This is a genomic window from Candidatus Streptomyces philanthi (assembly GCF_059553635.1).
This window is the reverse complement of the sequence record NZ_JCANQV010000138.1, coordinates 1-15,455: the sequence shown is the minus strand read 5'-3', so window position 1 is coordinate 15,455 and position 15,455 is coordinate 1. Positions and strand designations below refer to the sequence as shown.

Annotated in this window: 12 protein-coding genes and 2 pseudogenes; 8 read left to right on the top strand and 6 right to left on the bottom strand. The window is 72.9% G+C overall.

Translation table 11 applies throughout. The features are described 5' to 3' along the window. From AC51EU_RS17515 to AC51EU_RS17505, 3 genes and pseudogenes are all read right to left on the bottom strand, one after another. A pseudogene (locus AC51EU_RS17515) lies at positions 1-1,052 on the bottom strand (tetratricopeptide repeat protein); the annotation flags it as partial. Beyond that, positions 1,049-2,866, bottom strand: coding sequence for an HSP90 family protein (locus tag AC51EU_RS17510; RefSeq protein WP_496267907.1), 1,818 nt, complete (start codon positions 2,864-2,866; stop codon positions 1,049-1,051). The pseudogene AC51EU_RS17515 and the gene AC51EU_RS17510, both read right to left, overlap by 4 nt. A gap of 322 nt (positions 2,867-3,188) precedes the next feature. Beyond that, on the bottom strand, positions 3,189-3,875 hold the full coding sequence (locus AC51EU_RS17505; protein WP_496267906.1) for a TetR/AcrR family transcriptional regulator: 687 nt from the start codon (positions 3,873-3,875) through the stop codon (positions 3,189-3,191). 162 nt (positions 3,876-4,037) lie between these two features. Between AC51EU_RS17505 and AC51EU_RS17500 the strand changes: the two genes are divergently transcribed. Continuing rightward, a complete protein-coding gene (locus AC51EU_RS17500; protein WP_496267905.1) occupies positions 4,038-4,964 on the top strand; it encodes an alpha/beta fold hydrolase in 927 nt (308 codons plus the stop codon). Positions 4,965-5,413: 449 nt separating this feature from the next. After that, positions 5,414-6,109 (top strand): helix-turn-helix transcriptional regulator, encoded by a 696-nt coding sequence (locus AC51EU_RS17495; protein ID WP_496267904.1) that lies wholly within the window; start codon positions 5,414-5,416, stop codon positions 6,107-6,109. A 1,034-nt stretch (positions 6,110-7,143) separates the two neighbouring features. Here AC51EU_RS17495 and AC51EU_RS17490 read toward each other — a convergent pair. Next, positions 7,144-7,710: pseudogene (locus tag AC51EU_RS17490) on the bottom strand (TerD family protein); the annotation flags it as partial. A gap of 422 nt (positions 7,711-8,132) precedes the next feature. Between AC51EU_RS17490 and AC51EU_RS17485 the strand changes: the two are divergent. Beyond that, positions 8,133-9,368, top strand: a complete 1,236-nt coding sequence (locus AC51EU_RS17485; protein WP_496267903.1) for an acyltransferase family protein — start codon at positions 8,133-8,135, stop codon at positions 9,366-9,368. 59 nt (positions 9,369-9,427) lie between these two features. On the opposite strand, the gene AC51EU_RS17480 is transcribed toward AC51EU_RS17485, so the two are convergent. Both AC51EU_RS17480 and AC51EU_RS17475 read right to left on the bottom strand, forming a co-directional pair. Then, entirely contained in the window at positions 9,428-9,925 is a 498-nt protein-coding gene (locus AC51EU_RS17480; protein WP_496267902.1) for a RidA family protein, read from the bottom strand. Between the two features lie 330 nt (positions 9,926-10,255). Beyond that, positions 10,256-11,926 (bottom strand): bifunctional 3'-5' exonuclease/DNA polymerase, encoded by a 1,671-nt coding sequence (locus AC51EU_RS17475; protein ID WP_496267901.1) that lies wholly within the window; start codon positions 11,924-11,926, stop codon positions 10,256-10,258. Between the two features lie 422 nt (positions 11,927-12,348). On the opposite strand from AC51EU_RS17475, the gene AC51EU_RS17470 reads away from it, so the two are divergent. The 5 genes from AC51EU_RS17470 to AC51EU_RS17450 all read left to right on the top strand — a co-directional run bounded on the left by AC51EU_RS17470 (position 12,349) and on the right by AC51EU_RS17450 (position 15,303). Then, positions 12,349-12,756 (top strand): rodlin, encoded by a 408-nt coding sequence (locus tag AC51EU_RS17470; RefSeq protein ID WP_496267909.1) that lies wholly within the window; start codon positions 12,349-12,351, stop codon positions 12,754-12,756. A 358-nt stretch (positions 12,757-13,114) separates the two neighbouring features. Further along, positions 13,115-13,351: a chaplin gene (locus AC51EU_RS17465; RefSeq protein ID WP_496267908.1), complete on the top strand. Its 237-nt coding sequence runs from the start codon at positions 13,115-13,117 to the stop codon at positions 13,349-13,351. A gap of 223 nt (positions 13,352-13,574) precedes the next feature. Next, positions 13,575-13,886, top strand: a complete 312-nt coding sequence (locus tag AC51EU_RS17460) for a hypothetical protein (RefSeq protein ID WP_496267900.1) — start codon at positions 13,575-13,577, stop codon at positions 13,884-13,886. Between the two features lie 171 nt (positions 13,887-14,057). Beyond that, positions 14,058-14,468 (top strand): rodlin, encoded by a 411-nt coding sequence (locus AC51EU_RS17455; RefSeq protein WP_496267899.1) that lies wholly within the window; start codon positions 14,058-14,060, stop codon positions 14,466-14,468. 424 nt (positions 14,469-14,892) lie between these two features. Continuing rightward, entirely contained in the window at positions 14,893-15,303 is a 411-nt protein-coding gene (locus tag AC51EU_RS17450; RefSeq protein ID WP_496267898.1) for a rodlin, read from the top strand. Positions 15,304-15,455 lie beyond the last annotated feature (152 nt).

The window sequence follows — 15,455 nt, the reverse complement described above, 5'->3', positions numbered from 1 at the left end:
CGGACCTGGTCGGAGATGTGCGAGGTGCCGTTGCGGGCGTCGTAGCGGGCGGCGGTGGCCAGGGCCTCGTCGGTGGCGTGCCGCAGCAGGGCCGCGGCGGTCCACCGGGTGCCGGCGGGGCCGGGCACCTGCTGGTCGCCGTGGCCGAGTTCGGTCAGCCGCCGCATCAGCAGGGCGGCGCAGGTCGTCCAGTCCAGGTATGCCATGGTGTCGCCGCGGTTGCCCCAGCGGGCGGTCTGCTCGGCGAGGATCTCCAGGCCGCGTGGTTCGTTGCCGGTGAGCGCGCAGAACTCCACGTGGGAGGCGAGGGAGCTGCCCAGGGCCTCGTCCGCGCGGGTCATGCGGTAGCCGCGCAGGTGGTGGGCGCGGGCCTCGTCGGCGCGGCCGAGGCGGACCAGCGGCAGCAGGGACCAGGCGAGGGTCTCCTGGGGTTCGCGGTTGCAGCCGTGGGTGCCGTCGAGGACGGGCCGCCACCGTTCCAGGGCCGCGGCGTCGTCGCCGTGCTCCTGTTGCCAGCGTCCCTGCTCGCCGTGTTCGCAGGCCAGGCAGTCGGACATCGCGTCGCGGTCGGCGGCGAGCCAGGCGGCGTAGGCGCGTTCGGCGCGGGCGGTGTCGCCGACATGCCGGGCGATGGCCAGTTCACCGGAGTGCACGGCGCGTTCGGAGTAGCCGGCGACGCGGTAGCGGCGCCGCATCTCCTCCAGCCACTCCTCGATCGCGGCGAGCGGCACCTGCGGCTGGTCGCGGGCCTCGGAGGTGATCCACTTGAACATCCAGTGGAGCTGTCCGGTGTCGTGCTCGTCGAAGTCCGAGGGGTTCTCGTCCCACATCCGCAGCAGCCGCGCGAACGGGACGAACACCTTGTCGCACTCGGCGCTGAAGCAGTACGCGTCGATCTGCGCGATCAGCGCCTCGACGAGCAGCGGGCGGTCGCCGAGGTCGGCGGCCTCGGTGGTGAGGGCTTCGGCGCGGGCGTTGCGGGCGGTGCCGTAGGGCTCGTCGTCGAGCGCGAAGACATCGGCGCGGATCTCGTCGCGGCCTCGGGCGGTCATCGTGCGTCTCCTGCGGGTCGTTCGGTGGGCTGTGCGGGTTCCTGGGGGCGTACGGCCCAGTCGAGCAGCCCGAGGAAGGCGCGGTTGAGCAGGGCCGAGTCGGCGGGGCGCAGCGGACGCCGCGACATCAGCAGGGCCTGCCCGTACAGCGCCTCGGCGGCGGTGGCGGCGAGTTCCGGTGCGGTGGCGGCGGCCATGCGGTGCACCAGCGGGTTGAGGTGGTTGACGACGAGGCGGGCGCGGGGGGCGCTGCCGCGGAGCGAGCCGAGGATGCCCGCCCACAGGCCGTCGGCGGCGCTCTCCTCCTCGGCGCGGGCCCGTTCGTGGCGGGCGTCGCGGTCGTCGAGGTAGAGGGCGGGGACGGTGACGGGCTGGTAGGAGCGCAGCACCACGTCGCAGCCGAGGGGTTCCAGGGCGCGGCGGGCGGCGGCGAGGAACGGCGCGAGCGCCAGTTCCTGGCCGGCGTCGACGGCGTCGAGGTGGGCGGTGACGGTGTCGGGGTCGAGTTCGGCGACGGCGGTGCCGGGGCGCACCGTGGGCAGCGCTTCGACGAGTTCGGTGTCGTAGGTGTAGCCGCCGTTGACGACGCCGATGCCCTGGGCCGCGGCGATGGCGGCGACCTGGCGGTACTCCTCGGTGGTGCGGGTGTAGTGGACGAGGGGGTGGCGGCGGGCGAACTCGTCCAGGGTGAGGCGGCCCTCGGTGGTCTCGAACGGCAGCCACGGCAGCATCACCCGGAACAGTTCCGCGTCGTGCCGTGCCAGCGACTTCACCCCGACGTGGTGCACGGACAGGAAGTGCGCCAGTCGTTCCTGGTCCTTGGCGGCGAGTTCGGTGAGCCAGTCGCGGATGCGGGCGCCGAGGACATCGCGGACGCCCGCCAGGGTCTCGTCCTCGTAGAGGTTCTCGCGGGAGGCGGTGGGCCGCAGTCCGTCGGCGTCCAGGACGCAGCGGACGAAGAACGCCCAGTCGGGCAGGAGCCCGTCGCCGCGTTCGGTCAGCAGCATCCCCTTGAGGTGCACCCGGTGGGCGCCGCGCTGCGCCGGGCTGACGGCGGTGGGCAGGACGTACGCCACCCCGCGCAGTCCGGCCAGGGGGATGTCCAGCTCGATGGAGTCCAGCGGGGTGAAGCCGAAGGTGTCGCGGCAGTGCGCGGCGAGCGCGGCGCGGCGGTCGGCGGGGCCGGAGTGGGCGCGTTCCCAGACGGCGGGCCGTTCGGAGACGGGGGTGTCGCCGACGCGCACGTCGTAGGGGAGGAGGGAGCCGAAGTGCCGGGCGAGTTCGGTGACGCGCTCGGTGCCCAGCCACTCGCCGGCGCCGGGCCGGGCGGTGAGGTGGACGGTGGTGCCGGGCTCGCTGCGGGCGTCGTCGGGCAGGGTGCGGACGGTGTACGAGCCGTTGTCGCGGGCCCGCCACTCGACGGGCGGGGCGGCGCGGTCGCGGGCGGAGCGGCTGACGACGCGGATCTCCTCGGCGACCACGAAGCAGGCGAGCAGGCCGATGCCGAACTGGCCGAGGAATTCGGTGCGCGCGGACTCCAGGTCGTCGCGCTTGGAGCTGCGGCCGATGGTGGCGAGGAGGCTGTGCATCTCGGCCTCGGTCAGGCCGATGCCGCTGTCCTCGACGCGCAGGGTCCCGTCGCCGGGGTGCAGCCGCACGGTGGCGGGGGCGTCCGGTTCGGCGGCGCGGCGGGCGGTGACGGCGTCGACGCCGTTCTGGAGCAGTTCGCGCAGGTAGACCTTGGGGCTGGAATAGAGGTGGTGGGAGAGGAGGTCGACCAGTCCACGCAGGTCGACCTGGAAGGTGTGGGACATGTCCTCGGCGTTCTGGGCGGGGGGTGGATACGGTGCGGGCCGCGGGCGTGACGTTTCTGCGCGGGTCCGGCACGGCCGGGCCCGTCGCGGGGACCGGGGACGGGCGCGCGCCGCACCGCGTGCGTCAGGGCACGCCCGGCCGTGGCCACCTCTCACACCGGTGGGCACACACCGGGGCGAGCCTGTCAGATCCACCCGGGCGCGGACATCCGTAGAACTACGGAATCCGGCGCGGGAGGTCTCTGCCCTGGGGGCGGAGGGCTCTCGCTGCTGGGACAGCGCGCGTGCCGACGGCCGGGGATCTGGTGAGGCGCACCGCCGGCTACCCCTCGCGGCCCGGCCCGCCGAGGAGGCCGGTCAGGAGGCGGGTGAGTACCGCCGTGAAGTGGTCGGCGGGGGGCGGGCCCGCCTCGGTGAGGGCGGTGGTCAGGCGGGGGTGGGTGCCGGCCTCGGCGAGGTGGGTGAGGTAGGCGGTGCGGCGGCGGTGTGCGGCGGTGCCGCCCCGCTCCTGCTGGACGAACTGCGCGGTGAACGCCTGGAGCAGGGCGAACACCTCCAGCTTCGTCCCGGCGTCGGCGGGATGGCCGTCGAGCAGTTCCAGGACGTGTTCGAGCAGGTCGGCGCCGTGCGGGCCGAGGGTGGGGCGGGCCGCCACCAGGGCGGGGAGCCAGGGGTGGCGGAGCATGATGCGGCGCGTCTGCTGGGCGAGGGCGACGAGGTCGGCGACGCGGTCGCCGGTCGGGCAAACCGGTGTGTACGCGGCGGCGGTCGCGTCGGTCATCAGGTCGAGAAGGTCGTCGCGGGTGGCGACATAGCGGTACAGGGAGGCGGCCCCGGTCCCCAGCGCGGCGGCGACCCGGCGCATGGAGACGGCGTCCAGGCCCTCCGCGTCGGCGAGCGCGGTGGCGGCGGCGGTGATCTCGGCGCGGCTGCGCTCCGCGCGCCGCCCGACGGCCGACTGTTCGGGGCGCATCCAGATCGCCGTGTCGTTCCCGGGGCCGGGCGTCATGGGGGCCGCCTTCCTGGTGTGCGGGTGTACGGGACCTGGTGAGCATGCCCGATGGGGCCGGGGCGCGCGTCCCTTCAGATGGGCCTGCTCATCATGGCGAACACCGTACGCGAAGGGGTAACCTCATTCGCGAACACCGTTCGCCAATGAGGGGGAAGAGCCGTGTCCGTTCCCGAGCACCACCCCACCCGCTGGGCCGCCAACGGCCCCGTACGCCTCGCCCACACCGACCACGGGGGCGCGGGCGGGCGCCCCCTGCTGCTGGTCATGGGGCTCGCGGCCTCACGCTTCTGGTGGCCGCGGGGGCTCATCGACGCCTTCGTGCACCGGGGCTTCCACGTCGTCAGCTACGACCAGCGAGACGCCGGCGAGTCCAGCCGCCTCCCCGACGCCCCCGGCGGCCACCCGTTCGCCACGCTGCTGCGCCCCCGCCCGTCCGCCTACCGCGCCGAGGACATGGCCGACGACGCGATCGCCGTCATGGACGCCGTCGGATGGCGCTCGGCGCATGTCTTCGGGCACTCGCTGGGCGGTCTGCTGGCCCAGCGCATCGCCCTGCGCCACCCCGACCGGGTGCGCAGCACGACCTCGTCGTCCGCGCTGCCGAGCGATGTGCGCGGCCTGGGGGTGCTGCGCTATCTGCGTCCCGGCGTACTGCTGCGGCTGGCGCGGCTGCGGTTCCCCGAGGGGCCCGAGGGCGATCTGGCGCTCGCGCTCGCCGTGGGGCGGCTGCTGACCGCCCCTGACCACCCGTTCGACGAGGACGAGATCCGTGCCCAGGTGGCCCGGGAAGCGGCCCACGGGATCAGGCCGTTCCGCGACCGGCGGGCGCAGAGCCGGCAGATCGGCGCCCCATGGAGCGGCGGCCGGCTGTCCGGGCTGCGCCCTCCCGCGCTGGTCCTGCACGGCGGCGCGGACCAGCTTCTGCGGACCGCGGCCGCCCGGCACACCGCCGCCGCCGTCCCCGGCGCCCGGCTCGTCGTTCTCCCCGGCGTGGGGCACTACCTTCCGCGTGCCGTGTGGCCCGTGTACGCCGACGAGGTCCGCGCCCTGGCGCTCCGCGCGGAGGAGGGCGCCCGGGGGCGGTGACGGCGCGGGGAACGGAGAACTCCGCGACCGTTCCCCGCGAAACCCGAACCGGGAAGCGTATGCCGCGGATTCTATGGAAAGTCCTCGAAAGGCGGGACGTAACATCGGAGGGGGGTTAACGGCCCGTAGTGCGTTCCTCTCGGCTAACTTGGGTCCCGTGTAGATCCAAGATGGTCCGTGGCGGTCATGACCACGGGCGGACACGCCCATCTGGGGGACGCGCAGTGGCCGAAATCGGCATACGGAAGAACGCGGTTCTGGAACGTGCCACCGCCGGAAGCGGCCCGTGGGAAGCGCTTTCCAGACTTCTTGAGGAACAGGAACGGGCACTGGAGAACGGCGCGGAGCACGCCCGTTCCGCCCGTGCCCATATTTCCGCTCTGGCCCTCTGCGGCTGGAAGCCGGAACCGGAAACTCCGGATATCGAGGTCATCACCGATCCCCTCCGGATGACCGAAGTACTGGACAACGCGCCCACCCTGGCGACCCGTCATGTCGCGGCCATGCTCGCGGCGCCGTCCGGCCGCCGGCTGCTCGACCGCGACCTCCCGACGTTACGGGCGGCACGCGAACGCGGGGTGGCGGTGCGGATCATCCGGCAGACCCCGGCGGCGGAGAGCGCGGCCATGGCCGCGAGCGTGAAGAAGGTCGCCCGCCTCGGCGTGGACCTGCGCACCGCGCCCCTCGTGCCGTTCGGCACGGTCGTCGTGGACGACGACCTCGCCCTGGTCATCCCGCTCGACGCCGGCCCCCGCGAGGAACTGGTGATCGTCCGCAACCCGGCCGTGGTCCGGCTGCTGCGCCGGGTCTTCGAGTTCTGCTGGGACGAGGCCCGCGACGGACTGGCCACCGTCCCGCCGCAGGCGCCGCCCCGTGTGTGCCTGCCGCGGGACGGCGACGACGACGCCGATGTCTTCGTCACCGGCGAACTCCCGCCCGTACCGCCGCTGCGGCTCACCGAACAGCAGCGCGTGGTACTGCGGTTGTGGGCGCGGGGACGTCAGGACGCGGCCATCGCCCAGGAATTACAGGTATCCCCCAGGACGCTGCGCCGGATCGTCTCCGCCCTCTTTCGCAAACTCGGGGTGACATCCCGTTTCGAGGCGGGAGTGGTGGCGGCCAGGGTCGACGGCCTGCTGTCCTGAGAGGGCCTTACGGGCATGAGCCGTGGTATTCCGGGGCGCTGTTCCCGGGGCGAATGTTTGCCGGGGGAGAAGCAGGGGTATTGAATGCCGCCCGGTGCGGGGTGTTCCACCGTCGCGGCGGGATAATCCCTGTCCGGGATTTTCCTTTCCCGGGAATTGGCCCGAATGCGATCACGGGCGTCCGCCGGCTCCGCCGTCCGGCGCCGGGCGGGGCGGGTCCGGTGCCCCATTCCCCGGCGGGGTGGCGCGGTGCGTGATGTGCCGCAACGGCGGGGAAACGGCGGTATACGACGGAATTCCCCGCCGGGCGCCGCACCCCGGAGGGCGCGAGCGGGAATGCCGGCGGGGAAGTCCGTTCCCGCCGCACACGGCGGCGGGAACGGTGGTGGCGAGGACGGCAGGGACGCCTGCCGTGCCTCAGCCGGTCACTCGTCCGACTCGTAGAACTGGTTGATCGTCACATCCGGCTCGTCGTCGCTGAACGCCTCGTTGAGCAGCGCGCCACCGACCAGACCGGCCGCACCGGCGCCGATCAGCGCACCGGTGCCGAAGCGACGGGGCTGCTCCGGGGCGCCGCCCGCCTGCTGCGGGTAACCCTGCTGCTGCGGGTAGCCCGGCTGGGCGTACCCCTGCTGCTGGGGGTAGCCCTGCTGCGCCTGCTGCGGGTAACCGGCCTGCGGCTCGGTGTAGAACGGCGGCGGAGTGGTCTGCACCCGCTGCGCGCAGCCGCCGCACGCCTGGATCTGGCGGGGCACGCCCCACTGCGGCGACCACATCACGGGGGTGGCGCCGACGCCGTGGTTCGGGTCGAAGAAGCAGGTCACGGTGGAACTCCCGGTGTTTTGTTGGGGTACGGGAACAGGGGACGCCTGGGGCGCCGCGGCGACCGGCGCCGGCGGGGGCGTCGCCGGAAGCGCCTGCGCCACCGGCGGCGCGGTCTCGGTCGGCGGGGTGTTCACGGCGGGCGGAGCGCTCGCGGCCGGCGGGGCCGGCGCCGGGGCGGCGGCCGGGGCGCTGTCCGCGGTCTCGCGCAGGACGTCCACGCCGTAGTCGGTGGCGATACCGGCGAGCCCGGAGGCGTACCCCTGGCCGATCGCGCGGAACTTCCAGTCCGCGCCGTGCCGGTACAGCTCGCCGAAGACCATCGCGGTCTCCGCCGAGGTGTCACCCTTCAGGTCGTAGCGCGTCAGCTCCGCGCCGGTGTCCCGGTCGAGGACGCGGATGTGCGCGGCGGCCAGCTGACCGAAGGTCTGGTGGCGCTGCTCGGCCTCGTAGAGCGAGACCGGGAAGACGACCTTCGTGACCTCGGCGGGCACCGCCGCCAGATCGATGTCGATCCGTTCGTTGTCCCCGGCGGCGGGCGCTCCGCCACCGGAGTGACGGACCGAACCGCAGGGGCTGGTGAGGTTGTTGAAGAAGACGAAGTGCTGGTCGGAGAGGACCTTCCCGTTCTGGTCGCACAGCAGCGCGCTGGCGTCCAGGTCGTACTCGGCGCCCGTACCGGGCCCCACCTGCCACCCCAGCCCGACCGTCACGGCAGTCAGGCCCGGTGCCTGCTTGCTCAGCGACACATTGCCGCCCTTGGTCAAGGGCACGCCCATGAGCTTCCTCCACAGCTGTACGGCTTCCCCCGCGTTCATGGCGAACAACGGGGCGCGCCCGCCCGCAGTTCCTGGATTGCGCAATATACAAAAAGGCGAGGTGACAAAGGGGTTGGACGCGACACCGCCGGACATGTGGAGCGCAGGGCGCGACGGGGGACACACCAGGCGCGCCGGGCACCGCGCGAACGCCGTCACGCGCCCGTGCCCCGGGAGCGTACGACCTGCCCGCCGCAGCCCGCCGGACCTCACGGAGCGGATTTACGGGATTCATGCGCCGGGACTATGGTGCCTGGGATGTTCGACGCCGCCACGTTTTCCGCCATCACATCAAGACGCGGGATGACGCCCGCGGGTTCCCTCCCGGGGCCCGAGGAGTTCCCCCGCCGCATCTCACCTCCGGGCGGGCACGGGGAGTGCCTATGACACACGACGTACCGCCCCGGGGCGCCCCACGGGTCCCGCTGCCTCCGCCACGGCAGCCCCCCGGCTCCCCGGAAGGCCCGGCCTCCACCACGGCCACTCTCACCCTCACCCCCACCGCCGTCGCACGGGCCCGCCACGCCGCACAGGCCCGGCAGGACACTCCCGCGGGGCCGAAGCCCGGACGGGACGACGGCAGGAAACCCGGCGCCGGGCGCGACGCGTTCTTCGACAACGCGAAGTACCTGGCCATCGTGCTGGTCGCGATGGGCCACGCCTGGGAACCGCTGCGCGGCTCCAGCCGCGCGGCCGCCGCCCTCTACCTCACCGTCTACGCCTTCCACATGCCGGCGTTCATCGTCGTCTCCGGCTACTTCTCGCGCAGCTTCGACATGCGCAAGGACCGGCTCCAGCGGCTGATCACCGGCGTCGCCGTCCCGTACATCCTCTTCGAGACCGCCTACACCCTCTTCAAGCGCTGGGCCGACGACGACCCCGATTACCCCATCAGCCTCCTGGACCCTTGGTATCTGACCTGGTTCCTGGTGGCGCTGTTCGTCTGGCGGCTGACCGCGCCGCTGTGGAAGATCGTCCGCTGGCCCGTCCCGCTCGCCCTCGCCGTCGCGGCCCTGGCCTCCCTCTCCCCGGAGATCGGTGACGACCTGGACCTCCAGCGGGTGCTCCAGTTCCTGCCGTTCTTCGTGACCGGTCTCTGCCTGCGCCCCGAGCACTTCCGTCTCGTCCGCCGCAAGAATGTGCGGATCGCGGCCGTACCGGTCTTCGCCGCCGCGCTGGCCTTCGCCTACTGGGCCGCGCCGCGGATGAACGCCGCGTGGTTCTACCACCGCGACAGCGCCCAGGAACTCGGCTCCCCCTGGTGGAGCGGCGTGGTGATGACGCTCGCCATGTTCGGCTGCTCGATGCTGCTGGTGGCCTGCTTCTTCGCCTGGGTGCCCGGCCGCACGCTGTGGTGCACCGCCCTCGGCGCCGGCACCCTCTACGGCTATCTGCTGCACGGCTTCCTCGCCAAGGGCTCCCGCTTCTGGGGCTGGTACGACACCTACGACTGGGTCCGCACCCCGTGGGGCGCCGTCGTCCTCACCCTGATCGCCGGCACCGTGGTCACCCTGTTGTGCACCCCGCCCGTCCAGCGGGCCTTCCGCTTCGCGATGGAGCCGAAGATGACCTGGGCGTTCCGCAAGGACCCGGTGGCCGGGGCCCGCGGCCGCCGCTGACCCGCCCGCGTTCCCCCGCGCCCGCCCGCCCGTCGGACGGACGCGGGGGAACGTCGTTCCTACGGGCGTCCGGTGTCGTGGTCCGGGCGGACGACGGCGATGCCCTCGATCTCGACCAGGGCCTCGGTGTCCCACAGACGCGTGGCGCCGATGACGGCCATCGCCGGGTAGTCGGTGCCCACCAGGCGCTTCCAGACCCGGCCGATCTCCCGCGCGTGGGCGCGGTAGGCGGCGACATCGACGGCGAAGACGGTGAGCTTGGCGAGGTCGCAGGGGGCGGCGCCGGCCGCCGCCGCGGCGGCCAGGAGATTGCCCAGGGCCCGCTCGAACTGCTCGACGATCCCGTCCCCGACGATCCGTCCCGACGCGTCGAGCGCGGTCTGCCCGGCGAGGAGGACCATCGTCCCGGACGGCGCCCGCACGGCATGACTGAACCCGGTCGGCGGCGCCAGATGCGGCGGATTGACGCGCTCAAGACCGGCCCCGCGCTCCCGGACGCTCCCGCTGCCCGCCGCCGTGCCGGGGGCACTCCCGTTTCCGTCGTCGTCGATGGTCATACCGGACGGTCTCCCTCCGCCGTCGACTCATGGCGCACGCCCAGGGATTGAAACGCCTTCCGCACCTCCTGGGGAAGGGCCCGTTCGGAGATGACCGGATCGCGATCGGGCGGCGGCGCCGGGTGCGTGGAGCGTTTGGCGGCCGGACCCGGGGTGGTCCGACGGTGGCCCCCTCCGCCCGGTTCCCCGCGCCGCCGGTCGGGTGTCGGCCTTTTCCGGGTGCCGATCCGTCATGGCCCGGTCGGGCCCCTGCCGGGGAGCTTAGGCGGTGCCTCGTGTCCGGCCCCCTCTTCGGCGGGGCCCTGCCCGCCCCGTGCGTGTCGCCCCTCGTCATTTCGCGTCCGCGTAGCAGTCCACCACCGCGGTGGTGAGCGGGAAGCGCACCGGTGTCCCGCCGAAGGCGATACGGCCTCCGGCGTCGGCCGCCGCGGTGATCGCCTCGGCGACCGTCCGCGCCTCCTCCTCCGGGCAGTGCACGATGACCTCGTCATGCTGGAAGAACACCAGTTCGGCGCGGAGGCCGGACGAGGCCAGCGTGTGCCGCAGTCCGGCCAGGACCAGCAGCATCCAGTCGGCGGCGCTGCCCTGGACGACGAAGTTCCGGGTGAAGCGCCCCCGGGCGCGGGCCGCCGCACCGCCGCCGGCCGGGGTCTCCTCCTGAGGCAGCCCCGCCTCGTCCGGCGGTGCCACCGAGGCGGGCGGGCAGGTACGCCCCAGCCACGTCCGTACCAGCCGTCCCTCCTCGCCCGCCCGCGCCGCCTCGTCGACGTATGCCACGGCGGCCGGATAGCGGCGGCGCAGATCCGCGAGGTGCTTGAGCGCGTCACCGGACGTCTGGCCGTAGATCGCGCCGAGCAGTCCCAGCTTGGCCTGCGCGCGGTCGCCGCCGAAGGCCCGCGCGGCGAGATCCGCGTACAGGTCCCGGCCGCTGCCCGCCACCTCCATCAGCCCCGGGTCACGGGAGACGGCGGCCAGCACCCTCGGCTCCATCTGGGCGGCGTCCGCGACCACCAGCCGCCACCCCGGATCGGCCCGTACGGCCCGCCGGACGACCTTCGGGATCTGGAGCGCGCCGCCGCCGTTGGTGGTCCAGCGGCCGGAGACCGTGCCGCCCGGCAGATACTCCGGCCGGAACCGCCCCTCGTGCACCCACTGCTGGAGCCACGTCCAGCCGTGCGCGGTGTAGAGCCGGTAGAGCGCCTTGTACGCGAGCAGCGGCGCGACCGCCGGATGGTCGATCCGCTGCAACTCCCACTTACGGGTCGAGGACAGGGCGATGCCCGCCCCGGCGAACGCCCGGACGATCTCCTGCGGCAGATCGGGCCGCACCCGGGCGCCCGCCCCGAACGCGCGGGAGACCTCCTCCGCCAGCTCCGCCATCCGCCGCGGCTCCAGCCCGCCCGGGAAGCGCTCGCCCAGCAGCTCGTCTAGGAGGGCGCGGTGGACGTCGGCCCGCCACGGCACCCCGGCCCGTCGCATCTCCTCGGCGACCAGCATCCCCGCGGACTCCGACGCCAGCAGCAGCCGCATCCGCTCCGGACGGTCCGTCCGAGCCGTCCGCCGCACCTGGTCCGCGTAGACCTCCAGGAGCGCGGTGAGGCCGTCGGTGCCCGGCGGCAGCGGCACCGGGCCGGGCTCGAACAGCGAGGGCTGGGCGTCGGCGGAGCGCGGCGGCGCGTCCTCGGGGACCGGCAGTCCGCGCAGCCGGGCCCAGGCCGCCGCCAGGGAGCGCGGTTGGCCCGACTGCCCCTCCTCATGACCGATCAGCAGGCCCTCGGCGGCCTCGACGTCGTAGCAGCGCCCGACGCGCACCCCCGCCGCGAGCAACCCGCGGTAGAGGGACGCGGTGGAGCGCCAGACCCACCGGTCGACGCCGGGCCGGGAGCGTACGGCCTCCGCGAGCGAGGGCTCGTACGTCACCGGGCCGGCGGGCCGGCCGTCCTGGGCGAGCGGGCAGAGACGCACACCCCCGTCGTCCGTCTCCGCCACCGCCCATCTCATGCCCGAAGTCTTGCACCGGGGTCTGACAATCGCCCTGACCAGCGGTTTCGTCGTGGTGCGCCCGGCCGCCGGGACGTCTTCGCGCGGTGGGTGCGGCCATGTTCACGCGGTCGGGTCACTACCCGGCGCGGGGCGGGGCGTTGAACAGGGGGACGCCGCGAGCGGCCGTCCGGTGCCGCTGCGCCGCCGGACCGGGCCGGGGCGGCGGGTGTGCGGCACGCCCGCCGCGCGACGGCGGACCACGGGCGCCCGGGGCGGGTGGCCTCCCGGGCGCCCGTTCCCTCGGAGGGCTCACCCGGTCGCGGTGATATGTGTCTATGGTTCATCGGCATTCGGGTGAAACGGCGAAACCACACTCTTCCACGCGAGTTGTCCATAGCGCTCCGGATACGGGCATTCCGCTTCGAGAAGGGTAAATCGTGATCAAGAAGGTCCTGGCGACGACGGCCGTGGCCGCGTCCCTCGTCGGCATCTCGGCGACGGTCGCCCCCCAGGCGATGGCGGTCGGTAACGAACACGGAACGTCCACGGTCAACGGCAACGGCGCGAAGACCGCGTACGGCAACTCCACCACCGCGGGCAAGATGAGCCCCCAGCTGGAGCTCATCCAGGGCACGCTGAACAACCTCTGCGTCGGCCTGCCGCTCAAGGCCAACGTCGGCTCGCTCATCGGCCTGGTCCCGATCACGGTCCAGGACGTCGACATCCTGTCCTCGCCGCAGAACCAGCAGTGCGCCGAGAACTCGACGCAGGCCAAGGGCGACGAGCCGCTGTCGCACATCCTGGACGACATCCCGGTCCTGTCCGGGAACGGTGCCGCCAACCACTGACCGGCCGCCGGCCCGGCCCCGGTCCTCTCCTCCCGGGGAGCCGGGCCGTACCTCCTTCCGCCGGGGCCGGGGGGCCGGGACGACTGGCCCCTTCGCGGCGGGAATTCCTTTCGCGGTGTCTCCTCGTACGGACGTCCCGTGACGGACGCGACGGCGGGCGGGTGCGTCCCTCGTTCCGGCCGTCGCGTTCCGGGCACCGGTATCACCGGTCCGATTTTTCCGGGAAGTTCTCCACGGGAGTTTCGTCGGCGAGGGGACATCGTTACCAATATCGGCAGCGGAGTTACGGGCCCGCAGCAATGCGCCCGTGCGGCACGAAGGACGTGCGCGCTTCGATCCGCTGCGGGAAGGGCTGAAAGTGAAGTACACAAAGGCCGCCGTGGTTGCCGCCGGCGCTCTCCTGGCCATGGGTGCCAGCGCTCCGGCATTCGCCGACGCGAAGGCCGAGGGTGTCGCCGCGAACTCCCCCGGAGCCGTTTCCGGGAACAACCTCCAGATTCCGGTCCACGTGCCGGTCAACGTGTGCGGCAACACGGTCGACATTCTCATCGGGCTGCTCAACCCGGCGTTCGGCAACACCTGCGTCAACGACTGATCCGCCGCCCGGCGCATCAGTTTTCCCGACCGGCCCCGGTATGCCGTTCCCGCACCGGGGCCGGTCGGATTCCGGTACGGAAGGAAAGGCGGTCGCCGCGGGCCCCGGAACGTCCGGGATTCCCCGGAGCCGGACGCGGGACGGGGCGCGGGCCGCGGAGTGATTCCCGCGGGAACCCCGTACCGCGCACCGCCGGACACCGCCGGAGAAGGGACAGTGGAAAGTGAATTACGCGAAGTCCGCCGCCGTCGTCGCCGGCACCGTCATGGCGCTCGGCGCGGCAGCGCCCGCGTTCGCCGTCGGCCCGGCCACCCCCGGAGCGCCCCCGAACCTGAGCCTCAACGGCGGCCTCTCGGACGCGCTGAGCAGCACCAACAGAGAGCTGGACGGGCATCAGCTGGTACCGCTCGTCAACAAGGTCAAGCGCGTCACCGGCCATGTGAAGGCCGACCCCAAGGGCCTGCTGACGGAGGCCACGGGCGGCCTCAAGGACGCCCCGCTGCTCGGCGGCCTGCCGCTGCGCAAGCGCACATGACGCCGAGGGCCCCGGAAAACGTCTTCGCGCCCTGAGCGGTGCGTAATTTCCCGCCCGGTGGCGCACCTCGGGTAAAAGTCCATTTGAGTGAATCAGCACAACCCGGCCCCCTTTTTTCGAGTTGGGCAAGGAGCCCGGCCGAAGGGCAACCCGAAAAACGAAGGACACGCAATGATGAAGAAGGTTCTGGCAACCGCGGCAGCGGCTGCCTCCCTCGTCGGCGTTGCCGCCGCTGCCGCCCCCCAGGCGATGGCCGTCGGCAATGAGCACGGCACCTCTTCCGTCAACGGCAACGGTGCGCGCCAGGCGTACGGCAATTCCTCCACGTACGGATACATGAGCCCGCAGATCGGTCTGATCCAGGGCTCGCTCAACAAGCCGTGCATCGGTCTGCCCGCCAAGCTGAACCTCGGTTCCCTGATCGGTCTGGTCCCGATCACGGTCCAGGACATCAATGTGCTGTCCTCGCCGCAGAACCAGCAGTGCACCGAGAACTCGACGCAGGCCAAGGGTGACGAGCCGCTGTCGCACCTCCTGGACAACATCCCGATCCTCTCGGGCAACGGCGCCGGAAACCACTGACGCCCGCGGAACCCGGACCGCCCCGGCCTTCTCCGCCGGGGCGGTCCGGGTTTTCCGCTGCCCTTTTCCGTATGCACGGTGATTGTTATGCGGTCGTGACGGCGAAGGGGCCGGGGAATTCGTTGGGCAGTGCGTGTGGAGGGACGCATGTCCGCGTGCGCGGGTCAACGGGGCCCCGCGCGTGCGGGCATGCCGGCCGGAGAGGGCTCAGGGCCCGCGGCGCCGGACCACGGTTGTGCGGGCCCTGTGTCCTGCCGGGAAGCGGGGTGGGACGGGGGTGTCGTCCGTCGGAGCGACGGGCGACGGCCTTCCGGGGAGCCGGGCACCCGCTGATCGGGTGAGACGGCGCAACCCGGGGGCCGACGGCCGGTTGTCCCGTCAGGGCTTCCGTGCCGGGAGTTCCTTGTACCGAAGGGTTAGAGCGATGAAGAAGATCATGGCGGGCGCGGCGATCGCGGCGTCCCTCATCGGCCTCTCGGCCGCGGCCGCCCCCCAGGCGCTGGCGGTCGGCAACGAGAACGGCACCAGCACGGTCAACGGCAACGGCGCCGCGACCGCGTACGGCAACTCCACGACGCGCGGAGAACTGAGCGCCCAGGCCGGTGCCGTGCAGGGGTCGCTGAACGACCTCTGCCTCGGGGTGCCGGTGAAGGTCAACGTCGGCTCGATCATCGGTCTTCTGGTCCCGGTCACGGTGCAGGACGTCGATGTGCTGTCCTCGCCGCAGAACCAGCAGTGCGCCGAGAACTCGACGCAGGCCAAGGGCGACGAGCCGCTGTCGCACATCGCGAACGTCATCCCGGTGCTGTCCGGGAACGGCGTCGCGAACCGCTGACGGTTCGTCCGTTCCGGGCGGGCCCCGGGATGGCGGCGCACGGCACGGCCCGTACGCGGCGGGTGGGGAAACAGGGGAAAAGGGGAGAGGGGAGGCAGCGGTGCCGGAGCGTGGCGCGGTACGGCAGCGGCTGACGACATGGGTGCTGACCG